Below are 21,725 nucleotides of genomic sequence, written 5' to 3'. Positions count from 1 at the left end.
TGCCGCCTAACTTTTCCAAAACCAAAAAATTGTGCCTTTAATTTTCTCTAATAGAAAATTTTAGTTGACGCGATGCAGCAGATTGAAATATCTATGCCTTAACAAAAGCAAGAGGGGTATTCAATGCGTGCATTGCTGGACAAGATCGACCGTAAGCTGGTCAAGCTTTTGTCAGACGATGCGCGCGATGGTGCCAACCAGATTGCCGAACGTCTTGAGCTCAGCCCACCGACGATCCGGGCACGATTGAAAAACCTTATCGAGAATAAGCTTTTCAAGATTTCCGGCGTGGTGAATGTTTCAGAGCGCCCCGAACTTGTCGTGGCAATGATGGGCATTCACGCGAACGGACAGGGTCGTCTCGACGAAATTGCGAGAAAGATGTCTGAGCTGCCTTTCGTCACCTCCGTCAGTATCGTCACCGGAAGATACGACATTCTTTGCGAAGTGATGTTCGAGGGCGATATGGAAGAATTATACCGGGTGACGAGTGAGTTGCTGCCCGGACTGGCAGAGCCAGGAACAATTCAGGGCAGCGAGACCTTCGTTGTCATGAAGTCCCATAATAAGTGGCTGAGCCTGCCGCGCGGCGTATGGGAAGACGAAGAGGCCGACAAGCAGGCTCAATAACCCGCCACCAAAATGACTGTTCTAACTAACCGCTTTGCGCGGAGACGATCGACTATTGCCTAACGAGGGAGAACTGAAACAAAATGTTGAAGAAAATCAATGCGCTCATGGCGTCTGCAATGTTTCTTGCGCTTATGGGAACTGCTGCGCAGACCACGACGGCACACGCGGGAACACTTGACGATATTCTCGCCCGTGGCGAACTGCGCGTTGCGGTACAGACGCAAGGCCCGCCCTATTCTTTCATGGACCGAAATGGCAAGCGCACGGGAAGCGCCATTGAGTTAACCGAACTGATGGCCAAGGAAATGGGTGTCAAGGTAACCTATCTTGATTTCGACTGGGATGGCCTCATTCCGGCGCTCCTTTCCGGTAAAGCAGACATACTGGCGGCAGACATGACCGCCACCATGAGCCGTGCAACCAAGGTTGCCTTTACCAAGCCATGGATTCACGTGGGCACTGTCGCTTTCACTGCTGCAGGCGGCGATTTCAAGAGCGTGGAAGACTGCAAGAAACCTGGAACGACGGTCGCTGTTATTCTCGGATCTACTGCAGAAAAGAACATGCCGAAATACTTTCCTGAAGCGACCGTGAAGGCATTCAAGGGTGGTGGTACGGTTGTTCTGGATGCCGTTGCATCCGGTCAAGCTCAGTGCGGCGTCAATGACAATACGGCGGTCGCCGCCCAGGTTCAGAACTATCCTGAAGGGACTTTCGAAGTATTCCCCGAGATGCTCAGCGCCGAGCCACTTGCATATGCGGTGCGTTATGACTCTCAGGACCTGATGATCTGGACGAACCTGTTTCTTGATAATGTGACGCTCGACGGTCGCCTGAAACAAAACATGGATTATTGGGTCAATTCAAACAAGTGGCAGGCCGACCACTAATACCCGCAAAGGTGCGGGGCGCACCGTTCCGCACCTTTGATAAGAAATTGAATCCAATCGGTGAGACATGTTTGGCAATCTGAACATACGGATCATTTCAGAATACCTGCCAGATCTCTGGCAAGGCTTTCTGAATACATTGATGTTGTCGGCCGCCGGTTTCACCGGCGCTATGGTCCTAGGCATAGTTGCTTGTGCGCTGAGCATCCAGCCTTCCCGCTGGCTGCGTAGGGTCGGCATTGCCTATATTGATCTTATCCGCGCAACGCCTCTGCTCGCGCAACTCTATTTTCTCTATTTCGGCCTGCCGCGGCTTGGTGTCATCCTGCCGGAAATGGTCATCGGCATTATAGCTCTTTCAATTAATTCCGGTGCATACGTTGCTGAAATCATTCGCTCGGGCATTCTTTCCATTCCGCGCGGCCAGTTCGAAGCGGCCTTGAGCTCCGGCTTCACCTATCTACAGCGCATGCGCCTTATCGTTCTTCCGCAGGCAGTGCGTCCGACAATTTCGCCGATGATCGGACAGGCAATCGTGCTTGTGAAGGACTCGTCCCTCCTTTCGCTGATTTCCGTCGTTGAACTTACCCGCGTCGGACAGCAGATCGCGCTTGATCGCTTCATGCCCGTTGAAGGGCTTGCAGCAACGGCCGCGGGCTTCCTGCTGATCTATTATCTGCTCAAGACGATGGCAGGCACCTGGTCGCGTTTCAACCGCATGCCGGAACGCTAAAGGAGGCGCACATGCTTTGGTTTCAAGTCGAACGCTTGTGGAATTTCTGGCCCGTCCTATTGAAGGGCCTCGGTATGACTATTGCGCTGTCACTCCTTTCGCTCATCATCGGGATGGTGATTGGACTGATCTTCGGGGTGCTCCGCGGCAGCGGCAATCGATGGTTATCAGCGATAACCGGGTTCTATATCGATCTGTTTCGCGGTACGCCATTCCTGGTGCAGGTTTTCATCTGCTTCTTCATTCTGCCAACCATTGGGATTGAACTCTCTGCATTCAATGCGGGCGTGATAGCACTTTCCAATCTGTCAGCATGCTTTATCGGTGAAATCGTCGCCTCTGGAATCAAAGCGGTTCCGCGCGGACAGACCGAAGCGGCGATTGCCTCAGGTTTCACCTATGCGCAACAGCTTCGGCTAATCGTCATGCCGCAGGCTCTGCGGATTGTCCGTCCTTCTTTGGTTGGACAATTCATCCTGCTGGTTAAAGATTCCTCCGTGGTTTCCGCAATCGGGATCATGGACCTCACACGTTCCGGTTGGATGATCGTGCAAAATATTCCGAACGGTCTGCTGGTGTTCGGCGTCGTCGGCATCGGTTACTTTATCGTCTGCTATCCGATGATCTATCTTTCACGTCGCATCGAACGCGGCACGCAATCTCCTATTTTGTAACTGGACAGGTCTAATGATTGAATTTCAGGGTCTGAACAAATGGTTCGGCAGCACGCTTCATGTGCTCAACAATATCGATCTGAAAGTCAGCAAAGGCGAAGTTGTCGTGGTTTGCGGGCCTTCCGGATCCGGCAAGAGCACTCTGATCCGATGTGTCAATGGACTGGAGGCTTTTCAATCTGGAAAGCTTGTTGTGGACAGCATTGATCTGAGCGCCAAAGCGGCAGCCCTGCGCGAGTTGCGCATGGAAGTCGGGTTCGTCTTCCAGCAATTCAATCTGTACCCCCATAAAACGGCGCTGGAGAATGTAACCCTCGCTCCCATTCATGTGCGCGGATTATCAAAAGCTGAAGCAGAGAAACGCGGCAAGGAGCTGCTTGCTAAAGTGGGTCTCGCTGATCGCATGAACAATTATCCAAGCCAGCTGTCGGGCGGCCAACAGCAGCGTGTCGCCATTGCGCGCTCGCTTTGCATGCAGCCGCGGATAATGCTGTTTGACGAGCCCACGTCCGCGCTTGATCCCGAAATGATCAATGAAGTGCTGGATGTCATGGTCAGCCTTGCCAAAGAAGGCATGACAATGATGGTCGTCACCCATGAAATGGGTTTCGCGCGAAGCGTTGCCGACCGCGTCGTGTTCATGGATCGTGGCTCGATTATTGAAAGCGGCGAACCGGAAAGCTTCTTCAAAAACCCGAAGAACGAACGTACGCGCGATTTTCTGAGCAAAGTTCTCCACCACTGACGCGGCTCCAGAGCGCGTTTCGATCTGATTGGATCAGATCGGCGCTCTAATCCATTGTTTTAACGCGCATCTTTTCCGAAAACCGTTTCACACTTTTCGGGATGCGCTCTAATCGCACAATTGGGATCGATCGATACTCATGCAGCATCGTCAGCAAAACGGTGAACGACTTTCTGTTGCCATTATCGGTGCAGGAATTGTCGGTTGTAGCGCCGCGCTCACTCTTGCCAAAGAAGGTCATAGCGTCACAGTCTTTGGCGATGAGGAACCAGGCGCGGGAACCTCCTATGGCAATGCAGGCGCTATCGTCACAGGTTCGATCACCCCAACCGCGACACCTACCGTGGTCAGGTCTCTTCCAACCTATATATTCAACCGCAACTCTCCGGCGGTCTTGCGTCTTCATCATACCCCAAAAGCGCTGGCTTGGATAAAGCGCTTCATCGCGGCAGGCACAACAGCAGCGGTTGACCGCATAGCTGCAGCAATGCATCCACTCGTTTCGCAAGCGCTGATAGCCCATCAAGAGCTCACCGCGATTGCTACAGCCAAGGACATGATCACGCAAGAAGGGTGGCTGAAAGTCTATGACAGTGCCAGAGACTTTCAAAGCTCCGCGCTTGAACGCCAGCTTATGGCACGTCATGGCGTATGCCACGAAATCCTCAGCCAGTCCTCGCTTCTGGATCTTGAACCGGCGCTCAATCCCACTTCGTGTTTTAAGGGCCTCTATCAGCCAAAAGCAGGAAATGTCCGCTTTCCGAAGAAACTGGCTCGCATCTACCTAGACGCTGCACAAACCTATGGTGCGAACTTCGTTCGCGAGCATATCAGCTCTGTAGGACCTTTAGAAAAGGGTGGTGTCGCGCTCTATTCTCTGTATGGAGAACGACGCTATGACCGTCTCGTTATCGCAACGGGGGCATGGTCCATCATGTTCACAAAGCAGCTGGGAGACAGGATTTCTCTTGAAAGCGAACGCGGATACCACATCAGCTTCGGTGAAGGGTCTCAGTCATTGTTACGTGGTCCAGTCGTCATTCCTGGCAAAGGCTTTGTTTTGTCTCCAATGCATGACGGTTTGCGCCTGATAAGTGGCGACGAACTGGCAGGGCTGAAAGCACCACCAAATTACAAGCGCATTCGTGCTCTACTACCAAAGGCTGTTCAAGTCGTACCAGCGCTCAAGGACTGGAGCCCGACATCCGAATGGATGGGACACAGACCCTCAACGCCTGACACATTGCCAGTGATTGGCCGAGCGCATAAATGCCGCGATGTAATCTATGCGTTCGGACATGGGCATCTGGGGGTAACCCTCTCCGCTATAACCGCCCAGCTTGTTGCTGATCTGGTCGGCGAACGTACGCCTCCTATCAATTTAGCACCTTATAGTCCCACGAGATTCTGAAATCCGATGTCTGCATTTCCTATTAATCTTGATAATACTCCACAATTCGATGGCCCTCTTCCGGATGTTGTTGACGTAACGATCATCGGCGGTGGTATCATCGGAGTTCTGACGGCCTGGGAACTGCATAAACGTGGACTGAAGGTCCTCGTCTGCGAGAAAGGCCGTATCGCTGGCGAGCAATCGAGCCGGAACTGGGGATGGATCCGTCAGCAAGGCCGCGATTATGCGGAACTGCCCATTATGATGGACACAATCCATCTCTGGAAAGGCTTGAACGAAAAGATTCTGGAAAAAATCGGCTTTCGCCAGCAAGGCATTACTTATCTCGCACGCAACAAAGCCAAGCTCGAAAAATTCGCGCAATGGCTTGACGGTGCACGCCAATACGGCGTCGATACGCGCATGTTATCTCAACGCGAAATTGGGGCGATGATACCTCAAGGTAGAGGCTGGATTGGCGGTATGACCACACCGTCCGACGCCATGGCTGAACCGTTCATTGCGGTTCCGACACTCGCTCGGGCAGCCGCAGAAGACGGTGTCATCATTCGCGAAAACTGTGCCATTCGCACATTGGAGATTACAGGCAATCACATTCAAGGTGTCGCCACTGAGAGCGGTTATGTGAAATGCGAACGAGTGGTCGTTGCGGCAGGCGTTTGGAGCGCCCTGTTTCTGAAACGGCATGATATTCACATTCCCCAACTGTCTGTTCTATCTTCGGCCCTGCAAATAGAACTAGCACACTCGCCGCATGATGCCGCTGCCGCCGATGATCGTATCGCCTTGCGCCGACGCGCGGACGCGGGCTACACACTAACACCGTGGTCTACACATGATTTCTTCATCGGCCCGGATGCCTTCAAAAACTTTTCAGCTTACATTCCGCAGCTGCGTGAAGATTTCACAAGCACACGTTTCCGGCTTTCCGCTCCGCAGAATTATCCAGATGCATGGCGAACGCCCCGGCGCTGGTCGAAAACCGACGAAACACCGTTCGAAAGGTGCCGCATGCTAGATCCGAAGCCTAATCAGAAAGAACTTGGCCGGGTTCTCAAGCAATTCGCCGCGGCATTCCCGAAAATCGGAACGCCGCGCATTATACGAAGTTGGGCTGGCATGATCGACACCATGCCCGACGTGTTGCCCGTCGTAGATCAAGCCAACATCAGCGGGCTTACGATTGCCACAGGAATGAGCGGTCATGGCTTTGGCATAGGCCCAGGCATGGCTCGCATCGTCGCGGATTTGGTAGAATTGCGCCAGCCATCCTGGCCAATAAAACAGTTCGCATTGGCGCGATACTCCAAATAGTCGCATTGGGAGTTGGAACCTAACTCCCTCCACCTATCAGTTTCCGGCGAGCATCTTTGCAAGCATGAAGCCCGAGCCGGCACCGGTGCCGGCACCGGGCCAAGTGGAGGCGCCGCACATATAAAGGGAGCGGACAGGTGTTTTATAGCGCGAATAGCCTGCGATGGGGCGGAACAGGAAGTTTTGGTCAAGATGATGTGAGCCGCTGAGATTATCACCACCGATAAGGTTGGCATTCTCATGCTCAAGGTCTGCGGGAGAATAGACCGAGCGAGCCCGGATCATACCGCCAATCCCGGGTGCATAGCGCTCGAGAATGCCGATGACCCTATCGGCATAGGCATCCTTCACACGGTTCCAATCCCTCCCCGCAATCTCATTGGCCGCGTCGCCCTTGATCTCTGCCGGGAGGACACGCACCTGTACCCATAGAACATGCTTGCCTTCCGGTGCACGCGATGGATCAATAGCTGTGGGCTGGCCAACCACAAGCGCCGGTTCTTCGGGCAACAATCCATCCATCGCTTCCGCGTAAACCCGCGCCATCATGGCAAGGTCCGGGGCAATATGGACATAAGCGAAACGCTTGAGTTCTGCGCCCGCAGTCCAGTTCGGCAACTCATCCAGAGCTAGATGGATCATCATCGTGCCAGGTCCGGCACGAAAAGCCTTTGTTGCCTTCTGAACTTTTGACGGGATAACCGACTGAGGAAGCATGTCCGTGCCAAACAGCACTTTGGGATTGAGATTGGCGATCACCGCCCGTTTCGCGTTCAACGTGCGTCCATCGGACAGAACCACGCCCGTTGCCCTTCCGGCGTTATCGAGATTGATCTTTTCGACACGCTGGCCAAGAATGAGTTGTCCACCCTTCTCCCGCAGGAGTTCCACCATCGCGCGAATGATCGTATCTGCGCCTCCCTTGCCAATAACCATGCCGAACGCCTGATTGGCCATGGATTCGAGATAGGGAAACAGCGCTCCGCCTGCAACGTCAGGCGCAAAATCAAGATGCAGACCCCAAGCGGCCATCATAGCTTTGAGTTTGGGACTTTCGAAATTGGCGTCAAGAAAATCACGTGGCGTCGCCAGCAGAAGCTGCGCGATGCGCCAGAGATTATCCACGCCGAGCGCACGATAAGCCTTCCACGCCGTCTTTGCTGCGGCAAATGAAGGCATCGGCGAGCCCAGCAGGCCGAAGATATGTGGCGCATTGCGCTCGAAATCAGACAGCATCGTTGCCCACGCTTCGGCGTCGACCGGCGACAGTTCTGCAATCCCTACTTTGGTTACCGTCACGTCGCTGGATACGCCAAGATGAGTGCCGTCGCGAAAGACACTCGCAAAGCAATTTTGTGCCGGTACGAATTCGAGACCCTGGGCAGCAAGTTCGGCGGCATAGGTTGCGTGAAAAGCTGATCCCGCAAACATGGACAGGTTCATGGCAGCCCAGTCATGACGGAAGCCCGGCTCCGTCAACTCCAGGGTCTTGACTGCGCCGCCGGGAGACGATGCCGCTTCGACAATAGCAACCCGCCAGCCTTTTGCCGCCAGATGCACTGCGGCAGCAAGGCCATTATGCCCCGCACCGACGACGACAGCATCGAACTCATTGTCATGTCCACTCATTCAGGCCCCCATTATTTTCGAATGCATATAACGGCGCAGGTCGACGTTGGCGGAGCTTCTGATCTCACAAAATCAGACCAAGATTCACCGCAACTATTGAAGGCCCGATACGTTAGAAAGTTCACCCTTAAGAAAGGCATTTCATTGCAATCACATATGATATCTTTTAAGCTTCAAGAAAATTCATATCAAGCTTTTTTAAGAAGCAGATGAGGGGGGATATGATGTCGCAAGATTCTCTGTTGGCCTTGGTAGAACAGGCTCGCCGAAGCGCGTGCTAGCACTGGAGACAAAGTAATCGGCATAGGGCCAGCGCAGGACTGCCCATCGGCCAATTATAAGGGGAGCGACGACACGATGACGGCACACGACTATATCGTGGTTGGCAGCGGCATAAACGCACTGGTAGCGGCTGCCATGCTTGGCAAAAAGGGCAAAAAGGTCTTGCTGCTCGAACGCAGTGATCGGCTTGGCGGCTGCCTGCGCACGGAAGAGATCACTGCACCGGGCTTCCGCCATGACGTCATGGCAACGACCATGGTTCTATTCCTGACCTCGCCCGCCTATGGCGCACTCGGCAAGGATCTCGAGGCGCGCGGCCTCGAATTCGCCCATGCAGACCTGCCCACCGGCGTCGTACTGGCCGACGGGCGACATGCAATTCTGTCCAAAGACCGTAAAGCCAACATTGCAGCCTTCGACGCGCTCGCCGAGGGCGACGGTCAGGCCTTCGCCCGCGAGATGGACCGGATGGGTGCCGACGCTCCCTTCATGTTCTCCCTGCTCGGCGGTTCGCTCTGGTCCGGTGGCATTTTAAAAACCGTGCTGAAGGAGGCATGGAATCGTGGGCTCCGCAATCTCGCCGCGTGGTTCGGCGAGGCACTTGTCAACGGTCGCCATCATCTCGAAACCACCTATCGGTCCGATGTGATGCGCGGGCTCTTTGCCCCTTGGGTGCTCCATTGCGGACTCAATCCCGAGAGCACTTATTCTGCGGCAATGCTCCGGGTCATCGGTTTTGCCATCGAACTGGCGGGTTGCCCGATTGTCAAAGGCGGCGCCGAAAATCTGGTCAAGGCGTTTGCGCAACTCATTACGGATCAGGGCGGCACCATCCGCACCGGAGCGGATGTGGAGGCTATAATAGAAGGCCCCAACGGACAGGCCACAGGTGTTCAGCTTGCCGATGGCGAAGTGCTGCAGGCGAGCAAAGGCGTCATCGCCTCGGTCACGCCCAACCAGCTTTATGGCCGCCTTCTGAAAAATTCTAGCAGGCCATTGCCCTCAGCCGTAGCGGATGGGCTGCGGACCTATCGCTATGGCAAGGGCGACATGCAGATACACTACGCGCTCAAGTCGCCGCCGCGCTGGAAGGGCGGCGAGAATCTGTCGAAAGTGGCGCTTTTGCACCTCACGCCGGGCCTTAACGGTGTTTCTCGCGCGGCCAACGAGTGCGACCGTGGCATGTTGCCAGCGGTCCCGACCGTCTGTGTCGGCCAGCCGACCGCACTCGACCCGTCGCGCGCGCCGGAAGGCCAGGCGATCCTCTGGCTGCAATTGCCGGAAGCCCCGCGACATATCGAAGGCGACGCTGCCGGAGAACTCGCCACGCCTGCCGATGGCCGCTGGACCGACGAACTGCGCGAACACTATGCCGACCGTGTCGAGCGTATCCTCGCTCAGCATATCGAGGGCTTTGCCGAGACCATCATCGCCCGCAAGTCTTATTCACCACCAGATCTTGAGGCAATGAATATGAACCTCGTCGGTGGCGACCCCTATGGAGGGTTCTGCGGCGTCGATCAGTTTTTCATCTGGCGTCCCTTCAAGTCGTCGGTCAATCACCGCACCCACGTGCCCGGTCTTTATCATATTGGCGCGTCGACCCATCCGGGTCCAGGATTGGGAGGCGGCTCCGGCATGTTGCTCGCGTCCTCGCTGAAATAGGATTGCATTGAGGCGGATGCGGTTGGTCTGCGACTGCATCCGTGAACCCATGCAGAATCATATTTCTTAATCAGCATATTCGCGAAATTACGAATAAGGGCGATGTGAATTGGCACTTGCGCCGATCTGCGGGTTAAGGCGTGGAAGACATCATATGCATAGGCATATAGTTCCACCTAAATTAATGTCAAAAATGTACAATTCGCTTGCCAGCCAAACGGCACTATTTTAAGATTAAAATATTCCGACCAATAAATAACCTTGGCGAGCGCGGGAACGCTCAAAAAAGCCGGGATCAGGGGAACGCGGAGCAAAACATGACTGAATTCACCCGTCGCCAGACGTTGGGTATGGGCGCTGCTGCCTTTTTGACGAGCATTCTGGCAGGGCGTGTGCCGGTGCAGGCGGCAGAAACCGACACGCTAACCATCGCTTTCAACGTCAATCTTCCGTCCTTCGATCCGACCGTCGGTCCGTCGGCGGTCAACCCGACGATCCAGGCGATCTACCGCTCGATCTTCGATCAGTATATCGGCCAGGACCCCAATCTCAAATTCGTTCCGGGACTGCTGACCGCTTGGGGCTGGAACGATGACAAGACCAAGGTCTGGATGGATGTGAGAGAGGGCGTGACCTGGCATGACGGCTCGCCTTTTACTCCGGAAGACGTGGTGTGGGCGCTGGAACGCGCCGCCAACGACAAGACCGGCAACCCGATCCAGTTTGTCTGGTCCACAGCCGATAACTACAAGATAGAAGGCAACAAGATCACCGGTGATGTGCTGCGCTTCGAACCCACCTATTTCATGTGGATGGCCTTCCTCACCGGCTACATTCTGCCCAAAGCCTATTACGAAAAGGTTGGCGCGGAAGGTTTTGAGAAGAAGCCCATTGGCACCGGCCCCTATATGGTTGACGCCTATGAGGGCAACGCGTTTCTGCGGCTCAAGGCCAACCCCAACTACTGGGGCGGCAAGCCGGCCTTCGAAACCGTGATCTTCAAATTCGTGCCTGATGGCACCAGCCGAGTCGCCGAGATCGAATCCGGCTCGTCTGACGTCACGCTGGAAATCCCCTATGAAGAGTTTGATCGCCTGAAGGAAAAGCCAGGCCTGGCGGGCGTTGCCACCCCGATTTCCGATATCGGCATGATCTTCATCAACAATATCGAGGTGATGAACGACAAGAATGTGCGCTTGGCCGCCTGTCACGCCATTGACAAGCAAGCCATCGTCAAGCGCCTTCTGCGCGGCTATGGCGTACCGATCGATACGCTCGAGGCGCCGGAATATTCGGCCTATGATCCATCGATCAAGGTTCCTTACGATCCGGATCTCGCCAAGAAGCTGCTGGCCGACTCCGGCTATTCGACCGACAAGCCCGTGAAGTTCAAGATTCAGACCACGCGTGGCCTTAAGCCGAAGGACTACGAAATGGTTCAGGCCATTGTCGGCATGTGGCGCAAAGTCGGCATAGAGGCAGAGATCGAGGTCTACGAGATCGCCAAGCATTATGAGTTGCGGGCCGCCGACCAGCTTGCGCCCGCTGCCTTCTACAATTGGGGTAATGCAATCGGCGATCCGACCACCTCGACGGGCTTTGCCATGTTCGGCCCATCCCCGCACTCGGTGTGGAACACGGATGACCTTGATAACATGATCGCGCCGCTATGGGGTGAGAAAGACGAGGCCAAGCGTATCGCTGGTTGGAAAGCCGTATGCAAGTATATTGCGGAGCAGGGTTACGTGCTGCCGTTGCTGCAATATGCACAGCCAATCATCTACAAGTCGACCCTCAAGGCCATTCCAAACGTTTCGGGCGCGTTGCAGCCGACCCTCATATCGAGGGCCTGATTGCATGTTGGCCGGAGATCAAGTTTCCCGGCCTTCCATCGCTTGGTTGATGTCCGGCTTATTCAGCCGGACACACTCGCATAGCGTCTTCGTATGCCCGCATGAGGCTCCATAGCAATGCAACTGCTTGCTCTTTCAATCCTGAACCGTGTGGTTCTCGCGGCAGTGACCCTGTTTGGTGTCGCGGTTGTGGTTTTTGTCCTCCTGCGCGTCGTTCCTGGCGACCCTATCGCTATGATGATTTCGCCGGGCGCTACTCCCGAACAGATCGCGCAGCTTCGCGCGAACTATGGACTCGATGGCAGCATCTTCAGCCAATTCATAATTTGGCTAAAATCCCTGCTATCAGGCGATTTCGGCACATCCATCTCGTTGCGCCGCAATGTTTTGGAGCTGCTTTCAGAACGCCTGCCGGCGACCCTTGAGCTCGCTTTCGTCGCACTGTTCTTCGCTATTCTGCTCGGCACTACGGTAGCGGTTGTCGGCACCCTCGTGCGCCGCACACCAGCCGAACCTGTCATCGATACCGTCAACGGCGTGGTGTTGGCCGTACCGGATTTCGTCTGGGCACTGGCGCTTGTGCTTTTGCTGGGTGTGGTCTTCCCCATATTGCCTTTGTCCGGGCGGATCGATCCGAGCGTGCAGAGCGATTTTGCAACCCCCTTCTATCTGTTCGAAAGCCTGCTACGCCTGCGCTTCACGCAGTTCGCCGACATAGCCTCCCATATGGCCATGCCAGTTCTGGCACTTGGCTTGCCGCTCGCGGCGATTATTGCCCGCGTGCTCAAGGAGGCGCTGCTCGAAGCCATGGTGCAGGACTATGTCCTGCTCGCCAAGCTCAAAGGCATGTCATCGCTAAGGCTGGTTTTGCAGGAAGCGCTGCGCAATGCCGTCGGCCCAACCATCGCGCTAACAGGAGTTCAGTTTACCTTCCTGATTGGCGGTACAGTCATTGTCGAGCGAATTTTCGCCTATCCTGGCATCGGCAATATGGCCATCGACGCTGTTATCAACCGCGACCTGCCGCTCATTCAAGGCCTTGTTCTGGTCTTCGGTGCGCTGTTCATCACTATCAATATCCTGGTGGATGCCCTTGTCGCCGCATTTAATCCGAGGCTGCGCCATGGTTAAGTCAATGCGCGCAGCGCTTTCCGAACCCAAAGTCATTCTTGGCGGCGGTTTTATCCTCTGTCTGTTGCTAATCGCCATTTTCGCGCCCTGGCTCGCTCCCAAAAACCCGCTCGAACAGGACCTGATGCTCGCCACGCTGCCGCCTTCAGGCTATGCTGGCGCAGAACCCGGCTACTGGCTCGGCACAGACGATCTTGGCCGCGACGTGCTTTCGCGCCTGATCCACGGCACGCGCATTGCCTTGCTCGTTGCCTTCATCGCCGCGGGTCTAGCGGCATTGGTCGGCACCGCACTTGGGCTGCTCGCCGGCTGGTATCGCGGCTGGGTGGATGCCGTCATCTCGCGTCTCGTTGCCATCTGGATGGCTTTCCCGCCGGTGCTGCTATCGATCCTGTTGGTAGCAGTCTTCGGCGCTGGCGTGCATTCGGTCATCGCGGCCATCGTCATCATCGACTGGACACGTTTCTGTCGGGTCGTCCGGTCGGAAACCATGGCACAAGCGCAGATGGACTACGTGACTGCAGCGCAAGTTCTCGGCTTCTCCCGCTTCAAGATTCTGATCGGCCAAATCCTGCCGAATGTTGCCCCGGTCCTGATCGCGCTCATCAGTCTGGAAATGGGTATCGCCGTCATCGTCGAAGCTATTCTTTCTTTCGTTGGTCTTTCCGTCTCCTCCGACACGCCGACCTGGGGTGGTATGATCGCGCAGGGCCGACAGATCATCTATCAGGGATGGTGGGTGCTGGTAGCGCCTCTCACAATGCTGTTCCTGACAGTTCTTGCCTTCAACCAGCTCGGCGACGGCCTGCGCCGTGCCCTTGACCCGATGATGCGCCGATGACCGAACCCCTTCTTTCCATCACCAACCTGTCAGCAGTCTCGGATCGGGACGGCGGCGCGCCCGTTCTCCGCGACGTCGCATTGACGCTCGAGCGTGGCGAGGTGCGCGGCCTTGTTGGTGAGAGCGGCGCGGGCAAATCGACCATCGCCAAAGCACTGCTTGGCATCCTGCCGCGCACGGTCCGCATTACCGGCGGCACCATTGATTTTGAAGGCCGGGACCTGCTGACCATGCCCGCACCGCAAATGCGCGAGATCATGGGCAGCGAGATTTCACTCATCCCGCAGGACCCGCAGACGGCGCTCAATCCAGGCCGTCGCATCGAGGCTCAGTTAACGGATGGCTTGCGGCTCAAACGCGGATTGTCCAGCAAGGCAGCCCGTGAGCGCGCGCTTGGCTTGCTGGAGGAAGTGCATATTCGCGACCCTGAGCGCGTTCTGCGTGCTTATCCCCATGAACTGTCGGGCGGTATGCGCCAGCGTGTGCTGATTGCCTCTGCCTTCGCGCTCGAACCCAAACTCGTGGTTGCCGACGAGCCGACAACTGCGCTCGACGTAACCGTTCAAAAGCAGATCCTGCGCCTTATTCGCGGCATGCAGCGCGCTCATGGCACGGGCGTCATATTCGTGACTCATGATCTCGGCGTCGTCGCCCAGATCTGTGACAGTGTGACGTTGCTCTACTCCGGTAAAGTGATTGAGCAGGGCAGTACTGCCGACGTCCTGCAGCGCCCCCAACATATCTACACCAAAGCCCTGATGGCAGCGGGCCCGCGCTACGACCGCCCTGATAGTGGTCTGGAGCCAGTGCCACAGTCGGTGTTCGAGCAACTGCGCGCCGAGATCGGAATAAATTGATGAGCAATATGCTTCTCACAGCGCACGGCATAGAAGTCGCCTATGGCGCGGGCGGATTTTTCAGCAAGTCCGCTGGCCACAAGGTGCTGCATGGTATCGATATCGACATCGCACGCGGTGAGACGATCGGCATTGTAGGCGAATCCGGCTCGGGAAAGACGACGCTGGGTCGGGCGCTGCTGCGTCTCGTAAATACCTCCGCCGGCGAGATTTGGTTCGACGGACAGGATATCACTCACCTGACAGATGACAGGATGCGACCTTTGCGTCGGCGCATGCAGATGATCTTCCAGGATCCGATGGCGTCGCTCAATCCACGCCATTCCATTCGCCGTATCCTGGTGGAGCCGATGCTGCTGCACGGCTTGGTTTCCAACGCGGCAGAGGCTGAGGCGAAGGTCCTAAGAATTCTCGATCGCTTCACCCTGCCCAAGGTCATACTGGACCGCAATGCGCACGAACTATCGGGCGGACAGCGCCAGCGGGTGGGTATCGCCCGCGCCGCCCTTCTCGAACCAGACTTCGTTCTGGCGGACGAGATCGTCTCTGGCCTCGATGTCTCCACCCAGGCGCAGGTTCTCAACCTGTTGAAAGACCTTTCGCACGACATGGGCCTATCCATGGCCTTCATCAGTCACGACCTCAGCGTCATCCGGGCCATCTGCGACCGCGTCTATGTACTTCGGTTCGGCAAGGTCGTCGAGGCGGGAGCCTGCGACCAGGTCTTTGCTAACCCGAAGTCAGCCTATACGCGCGCGCTGCTCGACGCGATTCCGCTGCCCGAAATCGATCCGGAATGGCTGGAGCGTGAGCCACTGCCCGAGGCCCGATGACGTTTTCGCTAAAGCAGTGATTTGGCTTGTTACGTGGATGGGCAACTGCTCAAGCTCGAACGAAAAGAACGAGGATGGGTATAGGGCTATAGATATGTCGTTCTGCCACCACTGAGATCGAATGGCAGCGACTCAAAGTTTCGTCAGGCGGATCTCACAGTATCGGCAATCCTCCCGGCAATTTCCAACATAGGGCTCACATAGCTTTCAATGGCTTCCTTGATGGTCAGTGCGGATCGTATCCAGATGATCGAGACACAGGCAATCGTTGCACCATCAAGCATCACCGGCACCGCGATTGACGACGTGTTCGGTCGGAACTCGCCCGCCTCGCGGGTCGCATAGCCTTTCCTTCGTATATCCTCGAAGAACCCGTCGAGGGCCGTGCTTTCGAAGAATGCCAAGTCTTTTGGATGTCCGAGCCGCAGAATGTGCTCGATAATCAACCGTCTTTCCTCATCGGATATGAAGGCGAGATAGGCCCGACCGGCGGAGGTGCGAAGAACCGGCATACGATAACCCACCATGCCTTTATCTACCGACAGCGGGCTACGCCCGTGCGTAGTCTCCTGGATCACCATCGCGGCGCTCTCATAGACACTGAGATCGAGGGGCCAGACGATCTTAGGCATGTACTCAGAAAATAGCGGGCCCGCGGCCTGACACAACACCGAAGTCCGTGCCGAACCGTCGCCCAGGCTGGCGGCCAGTCTCGTAACCCGGACACGATTATTCGTCGAAGAAAAGACAACATACCCCTCTTCCTCGAGGGTTTGCAGCAAACGATAAACCGTCGGGCGAGGAAGATCGAGCGCCGCCGCTATCTCTCCAGGGCGCGCCTCTCCAAGCAGATTGATCTGCCGGAGCACGGCAAGTCCTCGCACCAATGCACGAACAGCACCGTCCCTTCCATGGCTCGGAGCCTTCATCATGGTGCTGTTTCCATATTCTCCTCCTGTCAGACAGCGCGTCGGACAATGACCTCCGTATATCCGAGATGAACACCGATCAGCCGACTTCGTCCCGCCGGTCGTTCGTGATCAACCGTAACAAAGCGATACCATATGAATGGGTCGAGAGCGAAGTTTTCGTCCTCTTTCCAGCGTAGGGGTTGTCTTCTTAGGCGATGTTACGCACCTGTTTTTTCGCAGCAGAACTCAACCGGGGCGGGATGTGTTGCAGAACACGACCCAGTTCCTCCTCGGAGCGGACCTTCGCCAGAATATAACGATCAGGACGGATAAGAGCAGCTTTCGCGCCAGCGAGATGCTTTTCCCCATCCCTCGTTTGCGATACCCGCACTATCTTCCCTTCAAGGTGGAGTCTTTCCATCAGTGTCGTCTCCAGTCCCGCCAGAAAAACATCATCGACCAGGAACGAGAAATCATAGCCGATGGCATCGTCGAAACGTGTCCCATCCTGCATGATCGGCTGTCCGAAAAGCGGGGACGTTGTATGGACGAGGCCCGGGCCGATGGGAGGGTAAAGCGATTCCATCTTTGCACCGCCATCCGGTCGCGGAAAAGCATTGCTGAGGGCTGATCGCACGTCTTTGGTATTGATCAGCCCCCCAAGCCTGACTGCCGTTGCGATAAAGGTTCGGGCATTTTCCCTACGCTCCGTTGTATAGGTTTCCAGAAGTTTAGGATCATGCCCGTAACGCAAGCAGTGGATCAGCTTCCAGCCCAGATTGGCAACGTCACGTATACCGGCACACATGCCCTGCCCCATGAAAGGTGGCGTTTGATGGGCTGAATCCCCGGCGATGAATAGCCGGCCCCGCAACCATTCGTTCGCCACCAGAGAGTGAAACCAGTAGACCGCCGTGCGTTCAATATCCGCTTCGTTCGGTGTCAGCCACTTAGCAAGCAGCGGCCAGACATTCTCCGGGCGGGCAATTTCGGTACTGTCTTCAGACGGTAAAACCGTCAACTCCCAGCGGCGCCGGTTGTTTGGGCCGCGAACATATGTGGCCGGGCGGGCGGGGTCGCAATGTTGCAGAGACCAGTCACCAAGCTCCGGTTTTTCGCGCTTCAGCAGCAAATCGACGACCAACCACCGCTCGTGGAAGCCGAGATCCTCCATATCGGTCTCGATAAAACGGCGCACGAATGAACGCGCACCATCGCAACCGATCACATAACGGGCGCGTACCCGTCGAATACGACCACAACTCATGTCCTCGTATCGCAGATCGACGCCATCTTCATCCTGCTCGATAAAAAATGCCTCGCATCGCGTATGCACTGTTACGTTGTGGTGGGCTTTAAGCCGCTCCCGCAGAATAGCTTCGAGGTCCGGCTGATGCACACGGTAACTCGAGTGCCAGCCCAAAGCAGTGATTGCGTCGGGTCGAGGCCAGTCCAGTAGGATGCTGCCGTCAGGATCGACGAAACGCATGCCGACATTCAGCCGGCATACAGCTTCGAGTTCTTGAGCAATCCCGATTTGTTGAAAGGTGCGCATGACCTCGTCGTCAAAATGCACGGCGCGGGGAAGATGATAGGCAGCACTTTCCCGATCCAGCACAAGGACCTTGATATCGGCCTGTCCCAGAATATGCGCCAGCGTTGCACCCACGGGTCCGCAGCCGACGATGACAACATCGTACTGCATGCTCTCGTTTTTCATAGTCGTCCCTTGGTGGTTTTGTTTGGGCCGATCAATGGCCGGTACGGGCAAGTTCGTTGAATAGCCAGGGGCAGTCGGCGACCAGAGGAGCCTGTATCCCTCGCGCGGCGGCATCCATACGCATGTCGCGCAAGCGTTTCCTGCCCCCCTCTTCGGTCAGATAAAGACGCTCGTGCCCCCAGAAGGATGGCCCGTCGGTCGTCTGATGAGGCTCCCACGTCGCCGGATCGATGACCCGCCCGCCCCAGCCGTTCTCGACAAAAAATCCAGAGGGTGAATTCGCGTAGAACGAGGTCATGTAATCATTGGTGTGCCGACCAAGCGTATAGGCAATGCTGTCTTCGCGTTGCATGGCAATATCGTAACCCTGCCCGACATCGTCTAGGTTGCGGAACTCTATCATGAAATGATGAAAGCCCTGTCCACCCGAACCGACCATCGCAAAGCTATGGTGACGGTTGTTGACGTGGAAGAAGTAAAGCCCATAGGGTTGCAGTCCGTAATCGGTGACATGGAAATCGAGATTGTCCCGATAGAAGGGCATCATGATTTCTATATTCCTCACATGAAGCACTGCGTGCCCCATGCCGTAGGGACCGGTCATAAAACCCGAAATCGGGCGCCCGGGAACGAACGGATCGGAAGAAAGCATCGGCTTCCAGATAAGCTCCACCCGATTTCCCACAGGGTCGTCGAAAATAACCATGGAGGCACAGAACCTCCGGTCGCACTCGGCCCGTGTCCCATGCCTGACGCGTGTCCCGGCGTTCTGCAATCGCGCGGCATACAGATCGAGATCGCTTTCAAATTCGACCTCCCAGCCCATGCAGGATAACGTCTCGCCCGGTTCGTTCATGACGAAGAGCCGCTGCATCCGATCATCCATACGGAATGCCAATTCATTTGACGCCCGCTCGATGCACTGCATGCCGAGCAAGCTCCCGGCAAAGTCATTCCAGTCCGACAGCTTATCAGAACGGATTCCGATATATCCCAATGCGTTGATTGCCATCTTATCCTCCCTATGCGGGGCTGTCTCCGATTTCGGAGACAGCTGTCAGCCCTTACTGCGCGTTCGCGACAGGGTTCGACAGGGTGCCAATGCCACTGATCTCGACCTCGATCCTGTCTCCTTCGAACATGTAGAGCGGTGGTGTGCGAAAGCGTCCCACCCCACCCGGAGTGCCCGTCGCGATGATGTCGCCGGGGAGAAGTCTCGTCACCTTAGAGACATATTCGATGATTTCCCCGATGGAGAAAGCCAGATCCGAAATTGGCGTGGTCTGAACTTCCTGACCATTCAAAATAGTCCGCAGATGCTGCTCTTCTGGATTGGGAAGCTCATCTGTGGTGACGATCCATGGCCCCATCGAACCGGAATCGTCAAAGCTTTTGCCTGACCAGAATTGGGTCGTATGACGCTGAAAATCGCGGATCGAGCCATCATTGAAGCAGGAATAGCCTAGAATGTAATCCTTGGCCGAGGCGGCTGGAATATTACGGCCTTCCTTGCCGATTATGACGGCGAGTTCGCCCTCATAGTCGAATTCATCCGAGCAGATCGGCTTCAGCAACGGCACGCCGCTGCCCAGCACCGAAGACGGATAACGCGTGAAGATGGAGGGATATTTGGGTTTCTCGCGGCCTGTTTCCTTGATGTGATTGGCGTAATTCAGGCCGATACAGATAATCTTGTCCGGGTTTGGAATTGGGGAAAACAATTTAACGGCGGACGGATCCATTCCATCGGATTCCGTTTCAATGGCGCTGGCCTTTCCGGCAGCCAACGCTGAACGCAAATCCGGATAAATGGCACGAAAAGCAGCGGTCGCTTCATGAATAAATGTGTCGCGCATCAGGCCGTAAGACGGGCGACCATCAATTTCGAAAGATATCAGGCGCATTTGGTAGCTCCAGTTTAGCATTTGAGTTGAGCGATATAAATGTCCCGCAACGATCTATGACAATTGACAATGTGCCTTTCGTCCACCAGGCGGACACATAGGTTGGGTGCGATGTGTCCGTCAGGCGGACGGTTCTGCATTTGCCTCTTTTCAAATGATCCGATTTTCACAATCAGTGGTGTCGGAGCCCGCCGACGAGACCAGTCATCGCGATAGCGATAATCATGGTCTGTGGCGCGTGGAGGGAACCGCGAAAAGACTATCCCAACGCCATCGCTTTTCATGAGGTGATAAATGATTTGGTGTGCCTGTACGCGGTTCGAATAGTTTGCTTGCCCATAGGGAGGACCAGGGCTCAATGACACTTGACGAAACAATCAAGAAGGGGCCGATGCGCCCCACCCAGATCTGGATCTGCGTTATCTGCGTCCTGCTTGCTATGATCGACGGCTATGAAGTCGTGGCAATGCCCTTTTCCATGCCGGCAATCGCCAAAGCGTGGGATCTCCCAAACTCTCAGGTAGGGTATCTTCTGAGCGCCGGCATCTTTGGTATGGCGCTCGGCGCGGTGTTCATATCGCCGCTTGCGGACAAGATCGGACGTCGCAGACATATTGTGCTTTGTCTCACAGCCATTACCCTATTGATGGCGCTTTCCGGGCTGTGCCGCTCCCTGTGGCAGCTTGTTTTCGTGCGCGCCGCAGCCGGTCTGTTCATCGGCGCGATGATCTCAAGCCTTAACATCATCGTTTCGGAATATGCTTCGGAAAAACGTCGCGGCCTCGTCATGGGGCTTTATGGTGCAGGGCTTCCTCTCGGCTCGGCTCTCGCAGGCTTCGCGATCTCGCCCCTGCTGAAGGCGTTTGGCTGGCAGGCACCGTTCTTCTTTGGGGCTGGTCTCTCCGCCATACTGTTAGTCGTCGTGGTTTTCTACCTGCCGGAGTCGATCGAGTATCTTGTTCAGCGTCGGCCAAAAAACGCGATCGATACCTATAATCGCATTGCAATGAGAATGGGGCATGCACCTGTTGACGTTATTCCTGTGTCAAGCAGTTCACCGGAAACTGCAAGGACGAAACAAGGACTCCCGGAGCTTCTGCAAGCTCCGCTGCTTCTACGCTCGATATTTCTCTGGATGGGCTATGCTCTGCTGATCTCGTCCTTTTATTTCGCCAACACCTGGACCGCCAAGATCATTTCCGACGCGACCGGGGACGCCTATCTCGGTATTCGTATTGCGATGCTCATTCAATTCGGCGGCGTTCTTGGGGCAGTCCTTTTTGGCGTTCTGACGCTCTGGGTCCACGGCAGGCTGGCAACCATCTTGCTGCTGGTGCTGGGCGGCATAGCCTTCTCGCTCTACGCGCAATTCTCCGGAATCCTGTCGTTCGCCATGGTGCTCGCCTTCGCTATCGGCGTTTGCGCAAACGGAGCGGTTGCAGCCTTTTACGCCATAAGCCCATCCATCTATCCAACAGTGCTGCGCGGCACCGGGGTCGGCCTGATGATCGGCTTCGGGCGGGGTATCGCGATCCTCGCGCCCCTGCTGACCGGCTATATGTTCACGCATTACTGGACCCCGGTCGATGCCTACCGCTTCTTTGCAATCGTCATGGGACTTTCCGCAGTTGCGACAATCGGACTGCACCTGACCTACCGCAAAGCGCCGACCGCCGCGGTTCATACGCAAGGATAA

The 21,725-nt window shown here is 55.8% G+C and carries 19 protein-coding genes; 14 read left to right on the top strand and 5 right to left on the bottom strand.

The window, feature by feature from the left end; genetic code table 11:
- Positions 1 to 123 precede the first annotated feature (123 nt).
- The 7 genes from JAU75_RS14010 (at position 124) to JAU75_RS13980 (ending at position 6,403) form a co-directional block, all read left to right on the top strand.
- Entirely contained in the window at positions 124 to 630 is a 507-nt protein-coding gene (locus JAU75_RS14010; protein ID WP_199057127.1) for an Lrp/AsnC family transcriptional regulator, read from the top strand.
- 83 nt (positions 631 to 713) lie between these two features.
- Positions 714 to 1,523 (top strand): ABC transporter substrate-binding protein, encoded by an 810-nt coding sequence (locus JAU75_RS14005; RefSeq protein WP_199057126.1) that lies wholly within the window; start codon positions 714 to 716, stop codon positions 1,521 to 1,523.
- Between the two features lie 67 nt (positions 1,524 to 1,590).
- Positions 1,591 to 2,256: an amino acid ABC transporter permease gene (locus JAU75_RS14000; protein WP_199057125.1), complete on the top strand. Its 666-nt coding sequence runs from the start codon at positions 1,591 to 1,593 to the stop codon at positions 2,254 to 2,256.
- A gap of 11 nt (positions 2,257 to 2,267) precedes the next feature.
- Positions 2,268 to 2,930 carry an amino acid ABC transporter permease gene (locus JAU75_RS13995; protein ID WP_199057124.1) on the top strand — a complete coding sequence of 221 codons (663 nt, stop codon included), beginning with the start codon at positions 2,268 to 2,270 and terminating at the stop codon, positions 2,928 to 2,930.
- Positions 2,931 to 2,943: 13 nt separating this feature from the next.
- Positions 2,944 to 3,675, top strand: coding sequence for an amino acid ABC transporter ATP-binding protein (locus JAU75_RS13990; RefSeq protein ID WP_199057123.1), 732 nt, complete (start codon positions 2,944 to 2,946; stop codon positions 3,673 to 3,675).
- A gap of 139 nt (positions 3,676 to 3,814) precedes the next feature.
- The gene (locus JAU75_RS13985) at positions 3,815 to 5,086 is read left to right on the top strand and encodes an FAD-binding oxidoreductase (RefSeq protein WP_199057122.1); all 1,272 of its coding nucleotides are present in this window, start codon (positions 3,815 to 3,817) and stop codon (positions 5,084 to 5,086) included.
- A 6-nt stretch (positions 5,087 to 5,092) separates the two neighbouring features.
- Positions 5,093 to 6,403, top strand: a complete 1,311-nt coding sequence (locus tag JAU75_RS13980) for an FAD-dependent oxidoreductase (RefSeq protein WP_199057121.1) — start codon at positions 5,093 to 5,095, stop codon at positions 6,401 to 6,403.
- Positions 6,404 to 6,439: 36 nt separating this feature from the next.
- Here the strand turns inward: JAU75_RS13980 and JAU75_RS13975 are convergent, their stop codons facing one another.
- Positions 6,440 to 8,032, bottom strand: coding sequence for an NAD(P)/FAD-dependent oxidoreductase (locus tag JAU75_RS13975; protein WP_199057120.1), 1,593 nt, complete (start codon positions 8,030 to 8,032; stop codon positions 6,440 to 6,442).
- Positions 8,033 to 8,389: 357 nt separating this feature from the next.
- On the opposite strand from JAU75_RS13975, the gene JAU75_RS13970 reads away from it, so the two are divergent.
- From JAU75_RS13970 to JAU75_RS13945, 6 genes are all read left to right on the top strand, one after another.
- Positions 8,390 to 9,979, top strand: a complete 1,590-nt coding sequence (locus JAU75_RS13970; RefSeq protein ID WP_199057119.1) for an NAD(P)/FAD-dependent oxidoreductase — start codon at positions 8,390 to 8,392, stop codon at positions 9,977 to 9,979.
- Between the two features lie 317 nt (positions 9,980 to 10,296).
- The gene (locus JAU75_RS13965) at positions 10,297 to 11,832 is read left to right on the top strand and encodes an ABC transporter substrate-binding protein (RefSeq protein WP_199057118.1); all 1,536 of its coding nucleotides are present in this window, start codon (positions 10,297 to 10,299) and stop codon (positions 11,830 to 11,832) included.
- Positions 11,833 to 11,955: 123 nt separating this feature from the next.
- Positions 11,956 to 12,963: an ABC transporter permease gene (locus tag JAU75_RS13960; protein WP_371836183.1), complete on the top strand. Its 1,008-nt coding sequence runs from the start codon at positions 11,956 to 11,958 to the stop codon at positions 12,961 to 12,963.
- Positions 12,956 to 13,804, top strand: coding sequence for an ABC transporter permease (locus tag JAU75_RS13955; protein WP_247880499.1), 849 nt, complete (start codon positions 12,956 to 12,958; stop codon positions 13,802 to 13,804). Before JAU75_RS13960 ends, JAU75_RS13955 begins: the two co-directional genes overlap by 8 nt.
- Positions 13,801 to 14,661 carry an ABC transporter ATP-binding protein gene (locus JAU75_RS13950; RefSeq protein WP_199057115.1) on the top strand — a complete coding sequence of 287 codons (861 nt, stop codon included), beginning with the start codon at positions 13,801 to 13,803 and terminating at the stop codon, positions 14,659 to 14,661. The genes JAU75_RS13955 and JAU75_RS13950 overlap by 4 nt, the downstream gene beginning before the upstream one ends.
- On the top strand, positions 14,661 to 15,494 hold the full coding sequence (locus JAU75_RS13945; protein ID WP_199057114.1) for an ATP-binding cassette domain-containing protein: 834 nt from the start codon (positions 14,661 to 14,663) through the stop codon (positions 15,492 to 15,494). Before JAU75_RS13950 ends, JAU75_RS13945 begins: the two co-directional genes overlap by 1 nt.
- 143 nt (positions 15,495 to 15,637) lie before the next feature.
- Here JAU75_RS13945 and JAU75_RS13940 read toward each other — a convergent pair whose 3' ends face one another.
- The 4 genes from JAU75_RS13940 to JAU75_RS13925 all read right to left on the bottom strand — a co-directional run bounded on the left by JAU75_RS13940 (position 15,638) and on the right by JAU75_RS13925 (position 20,029).
- A complete protein-coding gene (locus JAU75_RS13940) occupies positions 15,638 to 16,426 on the bottom strand; it encodes a DNA-binding transcriptional regulator (RefSeq protein ID WP_199057113.1) in 789 nt (262 codons plus the stop codon).
- Positions 16,427 to 16,613: 187 nt separating this feature from the next.
- Entirely contained in the window at positions 16,614 to 18,125 is a 1,512-nt protein-coding gene (locus JAU75_RS13935) for a bifunctional 3-(3-hydroxy-phenyl)propionate/3-hydroxycinnamic acid hydroxylase (RefSeq protein WP_199057112.1), read from the bottom strand.
- Positions 18,126 to 18,156: 31 nt separating this feature from the next.
- Positions 18,157 to 19,137 (bottom strand): VOC family protein, encoded by a 981-nt coding sequence (locus JAU75_RS13930; RefSeq protein ID WP_199057111.1) that lies wholly within the window; start codon positions 19,135 to 19,137, stop codon positions 18,157 to 18,159.
- A gap of 52 nt (positions 19,138 to 19,189) precedes the next feature.
- Positions 19,190 to 20,029: a fumarylacetoacetate hydrolase family protein gene (locus JAU75_RS13925; protein WP_199057110.1), complete on the bottom strand. Its 840-nt coding sequence runs from the start codon at positions 20,027 to 20,029 to the stop codon at positions 19,190 to 19,192.
- 358 nt (positions 20,030 to 20,387) lie between these two features.
- Between JAU75_RS13925 and JAU75_RS13920 the strand changes: the two genes are divergently transcribed.
- Positions 20,388 to 21,725 (top strand): MFS transporter, encoded by a 1,338-nt coding sequence (locus JAU75_RS13920; protein WP_199057109.1) that lies wholly within the window; start codon positions 20,388 to 20,390, stop codon positions 21,723 to 21,725.

It is taken from the genome of Ochrobactrum sp. Q0168, assembly GCF_016427605.1.
GTDB lineage: Bacteria > Pseudomonadota > Alphaproteobacteria > Rhizobiales > Rhizobiaceae > Brucella.
Note: the sequence above shows the minus strand (reverse complement) of the source record. Positions and strands in the feature narration are given on the sequence as shown.